This window comes from Vibrio sp. 10N.286.45.E10, assembly GCF_002874195.2.
Lineage (GTDB): Bacteria > Pseudomonadota > Gammaproteobacteria > Enterobacterales > Vibrionaceae > Vibrio > Vibrio crassostreae.
Genome location: NZ_MCWD02000004.1, coordinates 122,596 through 141,160, shown reverse-complemented (window position 1 = coordinate 141,160; position 18,565 = coordinate 122,596). Strand labels below are relative to the sequence as shown.

General features: G+C 48.3%; 6 protein-coding genes. 4 read left to right on the top strand and 2 right to left on the bottom strand.

Going from position 1 to position 18,565, the window contains the following annotated elements; all coding sequences use genetic code 11:
- Positions 1-124: 124 nt before the first annotated feature.
- Positions 125-712 carry a hypothetical protein gene (locus BCU34_RS23935; RefSeq protein WP_102479704.1) on the top strand — a complete coding sequence of 196 codons (588 nt, stop codon included), beginning with the start codon at positions 125-127 and terminating at the stop codon, positions 710-712.
- Between the two features lie 27 nt (positions 713-739).
- Here BCU34_RS23935 and BCU34_RS23930 read toward each other — a convergent pair whose 3' ends face one another.
- On the bottom strand, positions 740-1,876 hold the full coding sequence (locus tag BCU34_RS23930; protein ID WP_413216405.1) for an ISAs1 family transposase: 1,137 nt from the start codon (positions 1,874-1,876) through the stop codon (positions 740-742).
- Positions 1,877-2,289: 413 nt separating this feature from the next.
- Between BCU34_RS23930 and BCU34_RS23925 the strand changes: the two genes are divergently transcribed.
- The gene (locus tag BCU34_RS23925; RefSeq protein WP_413286287.1) at positions 2,290-3,426 is read left to right on the top strand and encodes an ISAs1 family transposase; all 1,137 of its coding nucleotides are present in this window, start codon (positions 2,290-2,292) and stop codon (positions 3,424-3,426) included.
- Between the two features lie 181 nt (positions 3,427-3,607).
- Here the strand turns inward: BCU34_RS23925 and BCU34_RS23920 are convergent.
- Positions 3,608-4,758, bottom strand: a protein-coding gene (locus BCU34_RS23920) for an IS3 family transposase (protein WP_102480628.1) whose coding sequence is annotated in 2 segments (ribosomal slippage) — positions 3,608-4,515 and positions 4,515-4,758 — 1,152 coding nt in all. Because the reading frame shifts where the segments join, the coding sequence is not laid out codon by codon here.
- 160 nt (positions 4,759-4,918) lie between these two features.
- On the opposite strand from BCU34_RS23920, the gene BCU34_RS23915 reads away from it, so the two are divergent.
- Both BCU34_RS23915 and BCU34_RS23910 read left to right on the top strand, forming a co-directional pair.
- Positions 4,919-5,167, top strand: a complete 249-nt coding sequence (locus BCU34_RS23915) for a DUF5062 family protein (RefSeq protein WP_102478715.1) — start codon at positions 4,919-4,921, stop codon at positions 5,165-5,167.
- Between the two features lie 283 nt (positions 5,168-5,450).
- Entirely contained in the window at positions 5,451-18,512 is a 13,062-nt protein-coding gene (locus tag BCU34_RS23910; protein WP_413286286.1) for a DUF4347 domain-containing protein, read from the top strand.
- The last annotated feature ends 53 nt before the right edge of the window (positions 18,513-18,565 follow it).

Sequence of the window (18,565 nt, the reverse complement as noted above, 5' to 3'; positions counted from 1 at the left end):
AGGGGCTTGGTGAACACTTACGATTTAGTTCCATCGATTTAAGCATCAAAGCCCTTTTTGAGCTAATCTATATGTTGAATGTATAGCTATATATTAAAAAATAATACTAAATTTGGGATTGCATATGAAAAAGATATACAATGTACTTATTCTCTTATCTACCTTTCTAACCCCATTTACTATCAGCGCAGGTGAAACACAGGCCTCGCTTGGCTTAGGGGTTTCAGACTATAGATTTAGTAATCATAATGGTGTTAATCAATTTGACGATAACGCATTTGGGGGAGTACTCCATTTAACTCATTATCCTTATTCTCGGGATGCCTTTAATGGAGAGTTATTTATGGGAGGAGGAGTGGGGTACATCAATTACGGTACTTATGATGGAAAAGTATCAACCCAGGGACCTGAGGCCGATATTGCGAAAAGGTTTAGTGTACCAGGGAAGGGACCATTTCTTTTTCTTTCTTCAAACTATCAAACAGAAGCCTGGTTTAGTAAGTTAAATATAGGGCTAATGGATTGGTCTAATAGCATCGAAGTAAATGGTATTCTTTTCAAAGAACATGGTACATCAGTAGTTTATGAAGTTGAAGTTGGTTATCGTGCGTCAGAAAATGTAGGCTTGTCGATAGGTTTAAACACAACAAGCGATAACAGTAACCATGCAACGTTATTTTTATGGAAAATAACATACAACTTTCCTAATTAGGCCAACCACATGGGTATCTAGCTAAGGCTAGCGCATTTTAACCGCAGACTCTAAAAGCACTGAGCGGTATTCATCATTCAGTGCTGCATTCTTTTTCTTTCGAGCCATACTCATCTTTTGGGTTGTATCAAACTTAAACAAGTTGAGGGCTATTTTCCTTAACGCATTAAAAGCCAACGCACCATTTCCTTTTCTAATTCGGCATTCATCTTCTCTGAAGGTCATGTCTAACATCCAGTGCATACTCTCTACTTGCCAATGACCACGGACAGCTTTAAGTGCTTGTTCTGCATCTAATTCCAGTGAACTGATATACCAACGAGTCTCTTTGCTAACCTTGCATGTTATGGAGTGCTCGACCTCAGAAGTGATTTTAATAATGCTTCTAAGTCCCTCCCAATGATATTGTTTAGTCAGCCATTCTTTATCAACCACAAGGTGCTCACAGTGTCGCGTCTCGATTCGACCATGTCCTGCGTCTACATCCGTGTGTTGAGCATAGTTCTTCTCGGTGAATTGCTCTCGACACGCCTTATGCCACCAAGCTTCTAGCTCTGCCTGCATCGTTGAGTGATTCCCTTTTAGGGCCAAGACATAGTCCGCTTTGCTTTGAACTATTTGTTTGGCAATCTTGCGCTGACAACCCATCGCATCGAGTGTGATGATGCAGTTCTCTATATCAAGTAAGGTTAACAATTTAGGAATAGCGGTTATTTCATTGCTTTTATCGTCAACGGCGGCCTGACCTAAAACAAGTTGGTTGGAGCAACTCCACGCACTCACCGAATGAAGCGGATTTTTTCTTCCGCGAGTATCGAAAGAGTGGCGTGCTGTTTTGCCATCTACGGCAATGATATCAGTGCCTGTCGTTTGAACTAGCGTCTTCATCCACGACTGAAACGCTTGCTCAATCTCATCTGCTCTGAGTTTGGTGATAACTCTTGCAATTGTATCGTGACGAGGGATGCCATTGAGGAATGGACGGTATTTACGAAGCCAATCTAAACGATTATGGCCGAAATCTTCGATGTCCTCCCAGCCCTCCGCGCCAGAAATCACCGCACTAATAGCAAGTAAAAGAATATCTAAGAGTTGGTGTTTTTTACATCGTTCAATGCGAGGGTCAACGATGTTTTCGAAATGCTCTAGAAACGAATCAGACATGGAAAAGACTCTAAATGGATAATAGTTACCAGATCTGATCCCTTAAATTAGGAAAAGTTCAAATTTATAATGATCTTGCCTTAGGTATCTAGCGGAGTTGTTGGCTAAATTAGTTGAATATTTTCTCAATCCTGCGATCTGATCCCATGTGATCGAAGCATTGTGGTGTTGTAGGTAAATTGGAAAAGAAGACAACGAGCTGGAATAAGTATATTGAAGCCTTGTGCGAACGAGGCTCCTTGAACTTTTGGATTAACGACCTAGGTGTTGAAGCGTAGTACTTCCAAGCCACCATGGCAAACATGGTAGAGGGTTTCAACCTCCTGATACTAAGGCAAGATCATTATAAATTTGAACTTTTCCTAATTTAAGGGATCAGATCTGGTAACTATTATCCATTTAGAGCCTTTTCCATGTCTGATTCGTTTCTAGAGCATTTCGAAAACATCGCTGACCCTCGCATTGAACGATGTAAAAAACACCAACTCTTAGATATTCTTTTACTTGCTATTAGTGCGGTGATTTCTGGCGCGGAGGGCTGGGAGGACATCGAAGATTTCGGCCATAATCGTTTAGATTGGCTTCGTAAATACCGTCCATTCCTCAATGGCATCCCTCGTCACGATACAATTACAAGAGTTATCACCAAACTCAGAGCAGATGAGATTGAGCAAGCGTTTCAGTCGTGGATGAAGACGCTAGTTCAAACGACAGGCACTGATATCATTGCCGTAGATGGCAAAACAGCACGCCACTCTTTCGATACTCGCGGAAGAAAAAATCCGCTTCATTCGGTGAGTGCGTGGAGTTGCTCCAACCAACTTGTTTTAGGTCAGGCCGCCGTTGACGATAAAAGCAATGAAATAACCGCTATTCCTAAATTGTTAACCTTACTTGATATAGAGAACTGCATCATCACACTCGATGCGATGGGTTGTCAGCGCAAGATTGCCAAACAAATAGTTCAAAGCAAAGCGGACTATGTCTTGGCCCTAAAAGGGAATCACTCAACGATGCAGGCAGAGCTAGAAGCTTGGTGGCATAAGGCGTGTCGAGAGCAATTCACCGAGAAGAACTATGCTCAACACACGGATGTAGACGCAGGACATGGTCGAATCGAGACGCGACACTGTGAGCACCTTGTGGTTGATAAAGAATGGCTGACTAAACAATATCAGTGGGAGGGACTTAGAAGCATTATTAAAATCACTTCTGAGGTCGAGCACTCCATAACATGCAAGGTTAGCAAAGAGACTCGTTGGTATATCAGTTCACTGGAATTAGATGCAGAACAAGCACTTAAAGCTGTCCGTGGTCATTGGCAAGTAGAGAGTATGCACTGGATGTTAGACATGACCTTCAGAGAAGATGAATGCCGAATTAGAAAAGGAAATGGTGCGTTGGCTTTTAATGCGTTAAGGAAAATAGCCCTCAACTTGTTTAAGTTTGATACAACCCAAAAGATGAGTATGGCTCGAAAGAAAAAGAATGCAGCACTGAATGATGAATACCGCTCAGTGCTTTTAGAGTCTGCGGTTAAAATGCGCTAGCCTTAGGGTATAGGTGTGTTTTTAACTGAAATCGAATTAGGAAACAAAGCCGCAGATAAGTGAAGTGTCATAAGACTCAAAATGACTGTATTTCTGAGGGTTTAGCACCATTAGATCACATTAGTTAATAAAGTGCGTGCCGCCCTGACTATGATCTGCTCCAGTTAGACTGGACACCGCATTAAGCGACATATTGTTTTTCAAAGTTAACTGGACTTAGATACCCAAGGGCACTGTGCCTTCTTGTTCGATTATAATCAACTTCGATATATTCAAAAAGTGCTTGGCGCATCTCTTCTCGCGTCATTATCGGCTCGTATTGAACGGCTTCTACTTTCATTGAGTGGAAAAAGCTTTCAACACAGGCGTTATCCCAGCAATTTCCCTTCCTACTCATACTTTGTTTTAGATTATGGGCTGAGATTAAGTCTCTGTAATCTTTTGAACAATATTGGCTACCTCTATCACTATGGATAATTACCCCTTCGGGCATGCCTCTACGGAACAATGCCATTGATAGCGCATCACAGACCAGAGTCGCGGTCATTCTGGTGCTCATTGACCAACCAACTACTTGCCGTGAGTACAAGTCGATAACAACCGCCAAATACATCCAACCTTCGCTTGTCGCTAGATAGGTAATATCTCCAGCCCATTTTTGGTTTGGTGCTGTCGCATTAAAATCTTGCTCTAGCAAGTTCGGGGCAACAGGAAGCCTATGCTTGCTGTCTGTCGTACATTTAAACTTACGGGCTGCCTTCGCGACTAAGCTCTGGCGCTTCATGCTCGTGGCAATGGTTTTTACATCGTGCTTATTACCATTTGCCTCAAGTTCTTTTTGAATACGCCTTGCACCGTCGCGTTCCTTTTTATCATCAAAGACTTCTCGAACTTTGCTGTCAAGCTGCTTTCGGTGCTCGTTGCGTTGAGTGACTTTATGGCGATTATCAATCCAATAATAAAACCCACTTCGAGAAACCCCAAACACCTTAGCCATACGGACAATCCTATATTGCATAAGGTGTTCGAGCATAAACTCATAGCAATCTACTTTAGATTTTTCGCGAAGTAGGTGGCGGCCTTTTTTACGATATCTAGCTCTTCAGCTTGCTCAGCCAATAACCGTTTGAGTTTGGCATTTTCAGTGGCGAGTTCCCTTTCTCTATCGCTGATTTTCGCATCTTTTTTGACGGCTTTACGCCATCCATAAATTTGAGATTCATACAACGATAGCTGTCGTGCCGCAGCAGCGACACCGACTTTCTCTGCCAACTTAAGTGCTTCGGATTTAAATTCAGGAGCATGTTTGATTCGTGTTTTCTTAGTTGTCATTGTTCACCTCGTTAGTGATTGTACTCACTTAACTCAGTGTCCAAAACTTCTGGTGCAGATCACTATTCTATTAATCACCTTAGCTCATGTGGGGAAAGGGAAAATGAGCATAGTAGTCTATACTCGTTTATTAGAGTTAGGGCTATTTACAGGGTGCGTAATGAAAGGAAAAATGAAAGATGAAGACAAACTATTTAAGCAAGCTATAAGCTATGGTTTAAGACTTGCAGAGATGCAGGGATATTATATATCTGACAAAGGAACCTCTCAAAAGAGCGTGTCCAGAGCAGTATATTTATTTCTAGTTAAAGTTCGACTGCTTACCCCACTTCCAGTGGATAAGGCGGATGGGCCTAGGATTAAACGCAGGCTAGCCGTTTGGATGAAGAGCGTACTCAGGGATGCATAAAGCCCCTAAGGCTTAGGATTTAGAGTGTGGCTATTGATTTTAGCTCAGAGAAGGTGATAGTCGGTTCTCCTTAACCTATCTGATGCAGCACGCTTCTCCACGGCGCACTTTAGTGTGTCGACTTCATTTTATTAAGTCTAACAAGCGACAAAGATCTCGTTATTTACGGGTATTTTATTAACCCTTGTCCCCATAAGTTTGACAAATTAAAGAGACCTAATATTGTTAAAGATATAGTTTAAAAGCTATCAATTTGTGATCTTTGACGTCGGGGTTATATGTAATGAATAAAGTCATTCGTCCACTATTGAGCTATTTCTTGGTTCTTGCCTCAGCTGCATTGAGCATCGTTGATACACGGCTCGCAGTAGCCGCGGACTCCAACCAAAGGGCGGTTTACATCTTTGATAGCGCAGTTGAGGACATAGAGCACCTCTCTCAAACGATAACCCAACCGACCTACATTCTTTCATCCACTGAGCCAGTGATAGCACAATTGGTCGACATTGCAAAAGCGCATCCTAGTGCCCAGCAGTGGCATATCGTTTCCCATGGTCGCACGGGTGAGCTACAACTGGGTAGTGAGCGCTGGGACATGAACTGGCTTGAGCAGGCTTCGTTAAGTCCATTTCGAGCCTTATTGCCTAAAGGCAGTCAATGGCATCTGTATGCCTGTGACTTAGCCCAAGGTGCGCAAGGTAAAGCGTTTGTGAATGGGTTGGCTGATACGCTTGATGTCTCCATTGCCGCTTCAACCAACAAAACTGGGGTCATTGAAGGGGCGGATATAACGCTAGAATATCAATTACTATTCAATTCACGTGTAGCTTTGGAGGCGACAGAGCTCAATTTTTCAGGATATGCTCACACACTCAGTCTCCAACAATTAAAAAACTATGCTAACGATAGCAGCAACCTAATGCGTCCAGATGATTCGGTTTACACCGCTGCTAGCATTATGGGCGCGCGTGCGGTGAACTTGGATGATTACGCACAAGAGTTAGTCAATCAAAACGCCTCGCTTGATTTTGACATCACCGCTGACATTCAAGCCCTAGTGGATGCCATCAATGCCCTTGATGATTACGCCGATGGCACCACAAGCACAGCGCCAAGTCTTGCTACCTATCACACCGCAGGTTTTGATGAACTCAAAGATGAAAACCTCTCGGTGATAAATACCGCCCTAGTCAACAAAACCTTAACTACGCTTGCCGATGTTCAAACGGCTGTCTCAGCCTTATATAAATTAGTAAATTATGCCTTCGGTAACACCAATATAGCGCCAACCATCGATGATTATACCAACGCAGGTGTGACCTCGGTGAGCAGTAATATACTTGATTACCTCAATAGTCATATGGACCAAGAGAAACGTGAAGGCTTCACCCATTATCTTAAAGCCTCGAATGTGGATCCAAATGATCACTATGGTTGGTCAATGGCGATATCCGACGATGGCTCAACAGTGGCAGTACTTGGGCGATATGCGCCGACTACTAGCTCAGCCACTGATGATGGGGGGGCAATATATATCTACCGCCGCGAAGGCGGCACATGGCAAGAAGTGAAGATTTTACGCACCAATCAAACCACTAACCATTCCAGTAATGTGGCCATGAGTGGTGATGGGAAACGTGTGGTGAGGATTGGTCCTACCACGGCGTATGTGTTTGATGTCCCCATGGTGGCCGGGCAGCCTGATTGGGACGGCAGTTGGACGATGACGTCAGTCGATCATGGTATAACCGACAACTCTAATTACGGTTCGATAAGTGCCGATGGTAATGTCTTGGTTATTGGTGATGATGTCTATAGCAGCAACGGGGGTCGTGTTCTTATTTACCAATTTACTAACGGAAGTTGGAGTGATGAGCCTCAGATTGAGGGCGATAGAGGAAGTTATTTTGGTGCGAGTAACGCCGTGTCCAGCAATGGTGACGTGATTGCGGTGGGGGCGATGGCACAGAGCGATACCGGTTATGTGTATGTGTATCGTTATAACGGCACTAACTGGGCGTTTGAACAACGCTTCCGTCACTTCAATTGGGGCACCGATGATTATTTTGGTGTTGGCGTTAGCATCAATGCGGCTGGCGATCGCATTGCGGTCGGTGCGAGGCTAGAAGATGGGCCAACCAATAGTATTACGAACCAAGGTGCGGCTTTTGTTTTTGATTACAATGGTAGCAGTTGGAATCAAACCCAGGTGCTGCGTGCCAGTGACGCAGCAGGGGGTCACGGTTTTGGTTTTCAAACTCAACTGAGTGCCGATGGGCTCAAATTAGTGGTGTCCACACAAAATGCGGAGGCGGCGTACAGTTATGACTTAGCGAATGCCGACACTACGCAGTGGCAAGCCAGTGAAAAGATTTTCAGCTCCCCATCGAGTAACACCGATGAATTTGGTACTTATGGCATCGCTTTTAATGGGACAGATATTGTGGTCGGGGCTCCTTATGATGATCATAACTACAATGGCATTCTCACCAACAGCGATAATAATCAGGTGTTTGACGATAATGATACCAGTTCGACGGGTTCCGCCTTTGATAATACCGATATCAGCGTGCTCAATTCAGGCGGCGTTTATGTGATTGCCCCTGAGTCGTATGCGTTATCGAGCCTGGATAGTTTGCAAGCGCGTGTTGACGGTTCAAACGCCATTTTAGCCTGGGCGGCAGGGGGTACAACACAACCAACTGAGCAAGATTATATTGATGCGGTAATCACTGATGTTACTGACGAGAACCTAAATGATATAAATATTCAACTGCAAACGCTTGAACATTCGGACATGTTTGACATCCAGCCGATGGTGGATGCCATTAATAAAATCCTTGCTTATAGCGCCTCCTCGGCGGCAAGCCCCACTGACGCACCGACTGACGATGATTATCAATTGGCAGGTGTACCGCTGTTTGCTCCTACAGCGGCGGACTTAAACGCCGAAATATGGAACAAAAGCTATACTATCCAAGAAATATTAGCGATATACCCTATTCCTCAGCCACGGTTAGATGTGGATACCCCCTTACACGTTAATGACACTATTGGTTGGCTTAACCAGCAGCAGGTAGAAGATGCGTTCAATCTTTACCAGAATTCTAACTCGGGAGATACGTTGTCTTATCTCTGGCAGTTTAAGTCATCAACAGACACTAGTTGGACTGATGTGTCAGTTCTTCAAGATATTTCTGCTTATAGTGATCTTGCTTCCTTAGTGGTTGGTTTAGAATATCGTCTATTGTTAAAGGTCACGCGTACTTACGCAGATTATACAAATTTTTCCGATGCGACATCATTAGTAATTGGGGGACTCACAACTGACACTGACATTGATATGAGTTGGGATGTGCTTAATCCCCCACAAGAGGGGGTGCCATACACAGTTGTCAGTCGCTTAGAGCCGGTTACTAATTACAAAGACAGAGTGCTGACTTGGTATTCACTCGATTCGGGAACTCTTGTTCAGCTTCAGCAGGGTGAAAGGTATACGCCAGATTCATCAAGGGTAGATAACCCCTTGGTGGTAAATGTTGCCTACTATGCTGCCAACGGGGACGTTATCTTAGCGCGCGACATTTTGACGCCCGACGTCATCGCCGCGCCAATCAGCACTGACCTGACGGACTTGGCGGGTGTGTTGAGTTTGGCGTTAACGCCAGACGGTGTCTCTGTGGGTGCGTTGGTCAGCTTAACGGCGGCGGACATGAATGAGATAGCCAACGCCTCGGCGGTGACGGTGGCTTACCAGTGGCAAGCGGGCAGTGTGGGCAGTTGGTCTAATGTGGCTGGCACTGGCACTGGCACTGGCAACGGCGCATCTTATGTGGCGCAAGTCGGTGATGTGGGCGAGCGTTTACACCTAGTGCTGACGCTAGCCGACGCTGGAACCAATGAGTCCATCGACTTAACCAGTCAATACAGCGGCGTGGTGCAAGCCAATGACATGGGGCTTGAAACCTTCACCTTACTCCTTGAGTTTGACGGTAGCCTGCTGTCGTTGACGTCTGCGTCTGCTGAGCGTTTGACGACCTTCATGAGTGATGAAAGCCTCGTTAATCCAACCTATGCCTGGCTGCGCATGCCGGCCTCCGGTGGCGGCTTTGAGGTGGGCGCCGAAGTGGGCACCGACGCGGGGGGGTATACCTTCAACGCAGCGGTTGACGTTGGCTTTAGGCACGGTTTGCGTGTGACGTTAGAAGACAGTAATGGTCAGACCGTGACGCTATTTTCCAACATCACCCCTGTGTGGGATGGCAATACTGCCCCTGGTGATGGCAGTGACTTGGCGACCGAGCTTGAGCGCTTGCGTTATATGGATGTGCTGACGCTGCAAGGCGGTTCAATCCCTGCGCTTAATGGTGATGTATTACAAGCGGTACTGACAGGCAGTGTGCCGGAAAGGGACGTGCGTCCTCCCAATATTAGCTACCAGTGGACGCGTAATGCTTCGTCCATGAGTGCGACCACGCAAGACTACACTGTGGACGTGAGTGGTGGGGATGGTAACACCACCCTGCAAGCCACGTTGAGCTGGACAGATGCTCTGAACGTCTCTGGTACGCTGGTTTCGAATACGCGCTTGGTCGGCTCGAATGCCTCCATTGCCCCTTTACCTGTGAACATTACCCCGATGACCAGTCCATTAAACCCTGGAGAGGTGCTCAGCGCCGTTCATCGCCCTTTGTTACCGGGCGAGCAGGTAGACTATGAGTGGTTTTTATTGGATGCGCAAGGGGATTGGAACCGCGCTAACTCTTTGAATGTGGTGACCAAAGATATCACCGTTGACAATAGTCATGGCGCTTCCCGCTTGGGAGTGGTGGTGACGTTGACGGAGTCAACGGATACTTACACGTCGAAGGCGGTCACAAGTGATGTAGTTGTCATTCCGACCGGCGGCAGCGATGTCTTGAGTCTGCGTGATGTCAACATTACGCCAATCACGCTCTACTCAGACAGTGTGCTGAGCTACACGTTCAACCTCACTCGAAATGGGGTAGCGGAAACGCCCACCAGTGGACTCGCCGCGGATTGGTATACCATTTCTGACCTCAATCAGCTGCAGGATGCGGTAAGCTGGAGCCCAATCAACCCAGTGAGCGGCGTTTATCAATTGAACAGCGCTCACAGTGGTCAGTATGTGGTGCTAGAGTTGACCTACACTGAGGGTGCTCAAACCGAGTCAGCAATCGTATGGAGTCTCACTCCAGTGCAAAGCATTACGACCCCTGGGGAATTCGCGGTTTGGTACAGCCTTATCACCTTGAGCCCGGATGACCCAGCAACGCCTGCCTCGGTCGCTGACTTAGCCAAAGCGCCAATGAGCTCTGAGACAGAAGGTCCTACGTCTGGGGCTTATACGCTTTCCCCATATGCTTTCTACAGCAATCAGGCACCATCGGTTTCTTTTCAAGATTTAACCATGTTAGCGGCTCAATTCCCGAATACCACTTCCGTGACCGCTGAGGTGACGCAGACATCAACTAATAACAGCCGCCCCTTAAGCGCCAGTTTTCCGTTTCGTGCTGACGAGGTGTATGAATTGCTGACGGTGGAGAAGCCAGTCTTGCGACACAATACGCCATTACACCCTAATGATGACATAGGGTTACAAAACGAAACACAAGTGCTCAGTGATGTGCAAGATGTCCTCACTCGAACCAATAACGTTGATGTGCGCTATGTGTGGCAGAGAACCAGTAATGATGGACTAAATTGGACAGAGGTGAGCAGTGAATCCTATTATGCTGACCTGCCCGCGGGGCTCAGCTCTGATGAGCGATACCGCTTGATGTTGTGGGGTAAAAACACCAACACGAATGTAGAGACGGACCTGTCCAGTGAGATGAGTACGGTCGTCTTGGCAAGCACTGCTGTCAATTATGACATTGTGTTTGACCCACTGGCGACCCCGAGAGAGGGCATCCCATTACAAGTGGTCAGTGTCCTCCAAAGCAGTGGTCCTGACATCAGCTTTGATGCTCGAGTGGTGACTTGGAGGCTGATAGCTCCTGATGGTTCGCAGGGCAACACCCCGCAGGTCGCTGACACGGTCACTCCGACCGCGTTGGATGTTGGCAGTTACTATGAAGTGACGGTGGCTTATGAGCGAAGTGGCAGTGTCTTGGTGAGTGACACCTTCTTCAGCGCGCCAGTGATTGCCGCGCTAACCAGCACTGACCTGACGGACTTGGTGGGTGTGTTGAGTTTGGCGTTAACGCCAGACGGTGTCTCTGTGGGTGCGTTGGTCAGCTTAACGGCGGCGGACATGAATGAGATAGCCAACGCCTCGGCGGTGACGGTGGCTTACCAGTGGCAAGCGGGCAGTGTGGGCAGTTGGTCTAATGTGACTGGCACTGGCACTGGCAACGGCGCATCTTATGTGGCGCAAGTCGGTGATGTGGGCGAGCGTTTACACCTAGTGCTGACGCTAGCCGACGCTGGAACCAATGAGTCCATCGACTTAACCAGTCAATACAGCGGCGTGGTGCAAGCCAATGACATGGGGCTTGAAACCTTCACCTTACTCCTTGAGTTTGACGGTAGCCTGCTGTCATTGGCGTCTGCGTCTGCTGAGCGTTTGACGACCTTCATGAGTGATGAAAGCCTCGTTAATCCAACCTATGCCTGGCTGCGCATGCCGGCCTCCGGTGGCGGCTTTGAGGTGGGCGCCGAAGTGGGCACCGACGCGGGGGGGTATACCTTCAACGCAGCGGTTGACGTTGGCTTTAGGCACGGTTTGCGTGTGACGTTAGAAGACAGTAATGGTCAGACCGTGACGCTATTTTCCAACATCACCCCTGTGTGGGATGGCAATACTGCCCCTGGTGATGGCAGTGACTTGGCGACCGAGCTTGAGCGCTTGCGTTATATGGATGTGCTGACGCTGCAAGGCGGTTCAATCCCTGCGCTTAATGGTGATGTATTACAAGCGGTACTGACAGGCAGTGTGCCGGAAAGGGACGTGCGTCCTCCCAATATTAGCTACCAGTGGACGCGTAATGCTTCGTCCATGAGTGCGACCACGCAAGACTACACTGTGGACGTGAGTGGTGGGGATGGTAACACCACCCTGCAAGCCACGTTGAGCTGGACAGATGCTCTGAACGTCTCTGGTACGCTGGTTTCGAATACGCGCTTGGTCGGCTCGAATGCCTCCATTGCCCCTTTACCTGTGAACATTACCCCGATGACCAGTCCATTAAACCCTGGAGAGGTGCTCAGCGCCGTTCATCGCCCTTTGTTACCGGGCGAGCAGGTAGACTATGAGTGGTTTTTATTGGATGCGCAAGGGGATTGGAACCGCGCTAACTCTTTGAATGTGGTGACCAAAGATATCACCGTTGACAATAGTCATGGCGCTTCCCGCTTGGGAGTGGTGGTGACGTTGACGGAGTCAACGGATACTTACACGTCGAAGGCGGTCACAAGTGATGTAGTTGTCATTCCGACCGGCGGCAGCGATGTCTTGAGTCTGCGTGATGTCAACATTACGCCAATCACGCTCTACTCAGACAGTGTGCTGAGCTACACGTTCAACCTCACTCGAAATGGGGTAGCGGAAACGCCCACCAGTGGACTCGCCGCGGATTGGTATACCATTTCTGACCTCAATCAGCTGCAGGATGCGGTAAGCTGGAGCCCAATCAACCCAGTGAGCGGCGTTTATCAATTGAACAGCGCTCACAGTGGTCAGTATGTGGTGCTAGAGTTGACCTACACTGAGGGTGCTCAAACCGAGTCAGCAATCGTATGGAGTCTCACTCCAGTGCAAAGCATTACGACCCCTGGGGAATTCGCGGTTTGGTACAGCCTTATCACCTTGAGCCCGGATGACCCAGCAACGCCTGCCTCGGTCGCTGACTTAGCCAAAGCGCCAATGAGCTCTGAGACAGAAGGTCCTACGTCTGGGGCTTATACGCTTTCCCCATATGCTTTCTACAGCAATCAGGCACCATCGGTTTCTTTTCAAGATTTAACCATGTTAGCGGCTCAATTCCCGAATACCACTTCCGTGACCGCTGAGGTGACGCAGACATCAACTAATAACAGCCGCCCCTTAAGCGCCAGTTTTCCGTTTCGTGCTGACGAGGTGTATGAATTGCTGACGGTGGAGAAGCCAGTCTTGCGACACAATACGCCATTACACCCTAATGATGACATAGGGTTACAAAACGAAACACAAGTGCTCAGTGATGTGCAAGATGTCCTCACTCGAACCAATAACGTTGATGTGCGCTATGTGTGGCAGAGAACCAGTAATGATGGACTAAATTGGACAGAGGTGAGCAGTGAATCCTATTATGCTGACCTGCCCGCGGGGCTCAGCTCTGATGAGCGATACCGCTTGATGTTGTGGGGTAAAAACACCAACACGAATGTAGAGACGGACCTGTCCAGTGAGATGAGTACGGTCGTCTTGGCAAGCACTGCTGTCAATTATGACATTGTGTTTGACCCACTGGCGACCCCGAGAGAGGGCATCCCATTACAAGTGGTCAGTGTCCTCCAAAGCAGTGGTCCTGACATCAGCTTTGATGCTCGAGTGGTGACTTGGAGGCTGATAGCTCCTGATGGTTCGCAGGGCAACACCCCGCAGGTCGCTGACACGGTCACTCCGACCGCGTTGGATGTTGGCAGTTACTATGAAGTGACGGTGGCTTATGAGCGAAGTGGCAGTGTCTTGGTGAGTGACACCTTCTTCAGCGCGCCAGTGATTGCCGCGCTAACCAGCACTGACCTGACGGACTTGGTGGGTGTGTTGAGTTTGGCGTTAACGCCAGACGGTGTCTCTGTGGGTGCGTTGGTCAGCTTAACGGCGGCGGACATGAATGAGATAGCCAACGCCTCGGCGGTGACGGTGGCTTACCAGTGGCAAGCGGGCAGTGTGGGCAGTTGGTCTAATGTGACTGGCACTGGCACTGGCAACGGCGCATCTTATGTGGCGCAAGTCGGTGATGTGGGCGAGCGTTTACACCTAGTGCTGACGCTAGCCGACGCTGGAACCAATGAGTCCATCGACTTAACCAGTCAATACAGCGGCGTGGTGCAAGCCAATGACATGGGGCTTGAAACCTTCACCTTACTCCTTGAGTTTGACGGTAGCCTGCTGTCATTGGCGTCTGCGTCTGCTGAGCGTTTGACGACCTTCATGAGTGATGAAAGCCTCGTTAATCCAACCTATGCCTGGCTGCGCATGCCGGCCTCCGGTGGCGGCTTTGAGGTGGGCGCCGAAGTGGGCACCGACGCGGGGGGGTATACCTTCAACGCAGCGGTTGACGTTGGCTTTAGGCACGGTTTGCGTGTGACGTTAGAAGACAGTAATGGTCAGACCGTGACGCTATTTTCCAACATCACCCCTGTGTGGGATGGCAATACTGCCCCTGGTGATGGCAGTGACTTGGCGACCGAGCTTGAGCGCTTGCGTTATATGGATGTGCTGACGCTGCAAGGCGGTTCAATCCCTGCGCTTAATGGTGATGTATTACAAGCGGTACTGACAGGCAGTGTGCCGGAAAGGGACGTGCGTCCTCCCAATATTAGCTACCAGTGGACGCGTAATGCTTCGTCCATGAGTGCGACCACGCAAGACTACACTGTGGACGTGAGTGGTGGGGATGGTAACACCACCCTGCAAGCCACGTTGAGCTGGACAGATGATCTGGGCAACGACACGGTGCCGTCTGATACGCGCTTGGTGAGCAGCAACACGACGACCATGCCTTGGTCGGTGACGCTCAATCCGATGGTCACGCCATTGCCGGTTGGGCAATCGTTGAGCGCGGTACATCGAGACTTAGATCTGAATGAAAATGAAGAGGTGAGGTATCAATGGTACCGCTTATCCAGCGCCTTCGATTGGGACAATGCACTATCGATTAATGGTGCGGTGTCACCGGACTACCTGGTGTCGAGTGCCGATGTTGGCTTTTGGCTGGGTGTAAAGGCCACCCTAACGTCGAACGGCGGGCAGTTTACGGCCCGAGCGGTGAGTAGCACCGCGGTGACCGAGTCAACGCAGGATGACGACTTGTCCTTGACGGCCCGCATTACGCCAACGGGGCTTTACCGTGATAGTGACTTAGGTTACGAAGTCACTCTGATACGCAACGGTGGGCTAGAAACGCAAACGGCGTTATTGAGTAACCCTGATGTGAGGCTGACGGCTCAATGGTATGCGATAGACGACCTCAGTGCGTTGAGCCTGCCATCGTCGGGCTGGACCGCCATTGCCGATACCAGCAACCTATTAAGTTACGTGGGTCAGTATGTGGTGTTGGTGTTGAGCTATGACGATACGGTTGACGCACTGACGGTGACCGTCGCCAGTGATGCTCCGGTGCAGAGCATGGAGACGCCGACAGAGTTTGTGGCTTGGTATAGCGTGATTGGTTTGTCGAATTTAACGGCCAATGATGAGGCGACGTTTGCGTCGACACCGAGCTTAATGGCGGCGAACAACAGTGAGACGCAGGGACCTGACGCGGCGACGTACTCGGTCACGTATCGTTATTACAGCCAACAAGCCCCTTCGGTTGCTTTTATGGATTTGATGAGTTTAGCCAGTCAACATCCGGCCACAGTGAGTATCACGGTAGAGGCGACGCAGGACTCGAACAACACGAACGCTTCTCGCACCTTAACGGAGAACTTTGCGTTTGTGGGCGATGATTCCAATCGAATTTTCTCGGTGAGTCAACCGGTGCTGCGATACGAGACGCCTTTGCTCTCAAATGACAGTATAGGGTTACAAAATCAGACAGAAATACAGTCTGAAATACAAGCGATAACGGAACAATACGCGGTCATCGTTACGTACCAATGGGAGATGAGCAGCGACGGCAGTAGCTGGGTTACTTTTGGTCCTGAGACAGCGGCGTATGCCGACATATCTGGGCTTACAGAATTACGCCAATACCGTTTGGTGTTGCTGAGCCAAACCCTAAGTAACCGCTTGGCGAATCCTCCTCGGGTTGAGAGTAACGCTTCGGCAACCGTGATAGATTGGAGAGATATTGATGGCGATGGTATAGTTAATGAATGGGATACCGATATGGACGGCGACGGTGTACCTAACGGCCTTGATATTATCCCTGATATATATGATGAAGAGGATAGTTCGAACTTAGGCGGGATAATCGACAGGTCCTATACGATAGAAATTGATGCTGAGCAAAGTTACACTATCAGCGCAAATGAAATCGTACAATTTGTTCCTATCACATTAGCTGATGGTGGTTCAATCACGGCGGCATCAGCGTACTTGGGGCGCTTAGAAGTTGTGGACAATACTCTGGTTTACGAGGCGCCACACGATTTACCACAGCAGCTATACATTGAATATACAGCCACCGCCGCCGATGGGACGAGAGAGAAGAAACAGCTTCTTATTATTAACGAGGAGGCCTTTTCTGGTAATAAGCCGCGATTTGTTGATGTGGCGCCAGTGGATATTCAAGCGACGGGTCTCTTTACTACGGTTGAAGGTATTAGCCCTGAAGCCACTGATGTTTTAGGTAACCGACTCCCTGTTTCTTTAGAAAGTCAGCAGAAAAAACTGCGCCCTGGCAGTCACGTTGTGTACTGGAAGGCGCAAGATGATTCACGTAATGCGACTCAGTTGTCTGCTCAGTTGATACGTGTTCACCCTCAGGTTAACTTTGGTCAAGGTCGTTTACTTCATGAAGGCAGTGAGGCGACAATCAGTGTACAACTTAATGGTTTATCGCCTGTTTACCCAATAAGCATCCCCGTTATTATCGATGGGACTTTAAGTACAGCGGACGACTCTGACCACTCATTATCGGCAACACAAAATGTGGTCATAGGGTCTGGACGTGAAGGTACCTTGACGTTTGACGTGCTTGACGATGGAGAGAGTGAAGGGGTTGAAACACTCGTCTTAACCTTTGGTGATGACGTTAATCGTGGGGCAAGCGAAATAAAGTCATTCGATATTCATGAAGGGGCAATAACGCCGAGGATTAAAGCCAAAGTAGTGGACAGTGACGGTAACAGCGTCAGCTTAGTGGCGAGTGAGTTTGAGACTGAGCTAGAGCTTGACGTTGAGATTTTACATGGTTCCATGCCTCTAACATTTTACTGGTCTCATCGTAACCCACAAGGCGAGTTGGTTTCATTAGGCTCTACGGAGAATAATGATAGACTTTCATTGCCTTGGCTGACAGCGAGTGGTCGTCATCGATTCTATGTTGAAGCACTCCCACAGGCAGGGGGGGATGCCGTCTTTAGCAGTGTCGATATCCGAGTGATGGAAACCATTACTCTTAGCTTAGATTTAGATAGCGATAATGATGGGGTCCCTGATTTAGCGGAAGGCTTAATGGACAGTGATGGAGACTTGATACCGGATTATTTGGATGCGACGACCGACAGTTGTGAATTACAAGTTATCGATAATGAGCGAGCAGTGAATGGCGGGTTCGTACTGCAATCATCGCCAGGCAGTTGCATTATTTTGGGCGACTTATCGGAGCAAGCCAACAGCTATAGTCCTTATATTAAAGGTGAGACTACGAGCAGTTATATTCCAATTGATGAAGACTATTCAAGTCAATTTAACGAAAACGAAATCAGTAACTTTGTCGTTACCGATGTTCAGGAGGAGAGCGTATCGCTTGTATTGCCATTAATGAGCCCTTATCGTGAGGGCGGCGTATTCCGTAAATACACGCCAGCGTTAGGGTGGTTTGATTTTGATAGTTTAGAAGAAGGCAGTTCACTGCGTTATGCGTTAGGAGAGTTAGGTTTCTGCCCGCCTCCGGGCTCTATTCAATATCAAGAATCCCCTTTAATTGGTGCTAACTGCCTTGAAGTGACGCTGAGAGATGGGGGGCTGCATGATAGTGATGGCGTACGTAATGGCGTAGTTGATGATCCGGCATACATGGTTTATGAAGATCACGAGTATGAATTCTCACCGATCGTTATCACCCACTATTACGACCCTCGATTAAGATTGGTTGAGCATGAAGTGGCGTTTGACGTGTGTGATTATATTGACGTCACGCCTTGTGATATCCATATAACGAGCTTTAGCTCGAACCTTGCCCTCGATAGTCTAATCGAGGGTGCCGAGGTCTTTGTCTATGTTCCAAGCGGAGAGAAGACCGTCGCTGGGCATACGCAGATTGAACTCGATGGTGTCGCTTACCGAATAGACACCACGATCCACCTTATCGCTCACCAAGAAGGTTCGCCACCCTCGGTTGAAAACAAACGAGTAAGTGGTGGTGCGCTTGGATTATGGTGGTTATGTTTTAGTATGCTGTTGTTGTGGCGAGCACAGAAAAGAGGAGCACTCACACGACGATAAAGAAAGTGAGTGCTTGACAGCCATAATAGGATTTTATGCCATGGATACCGATA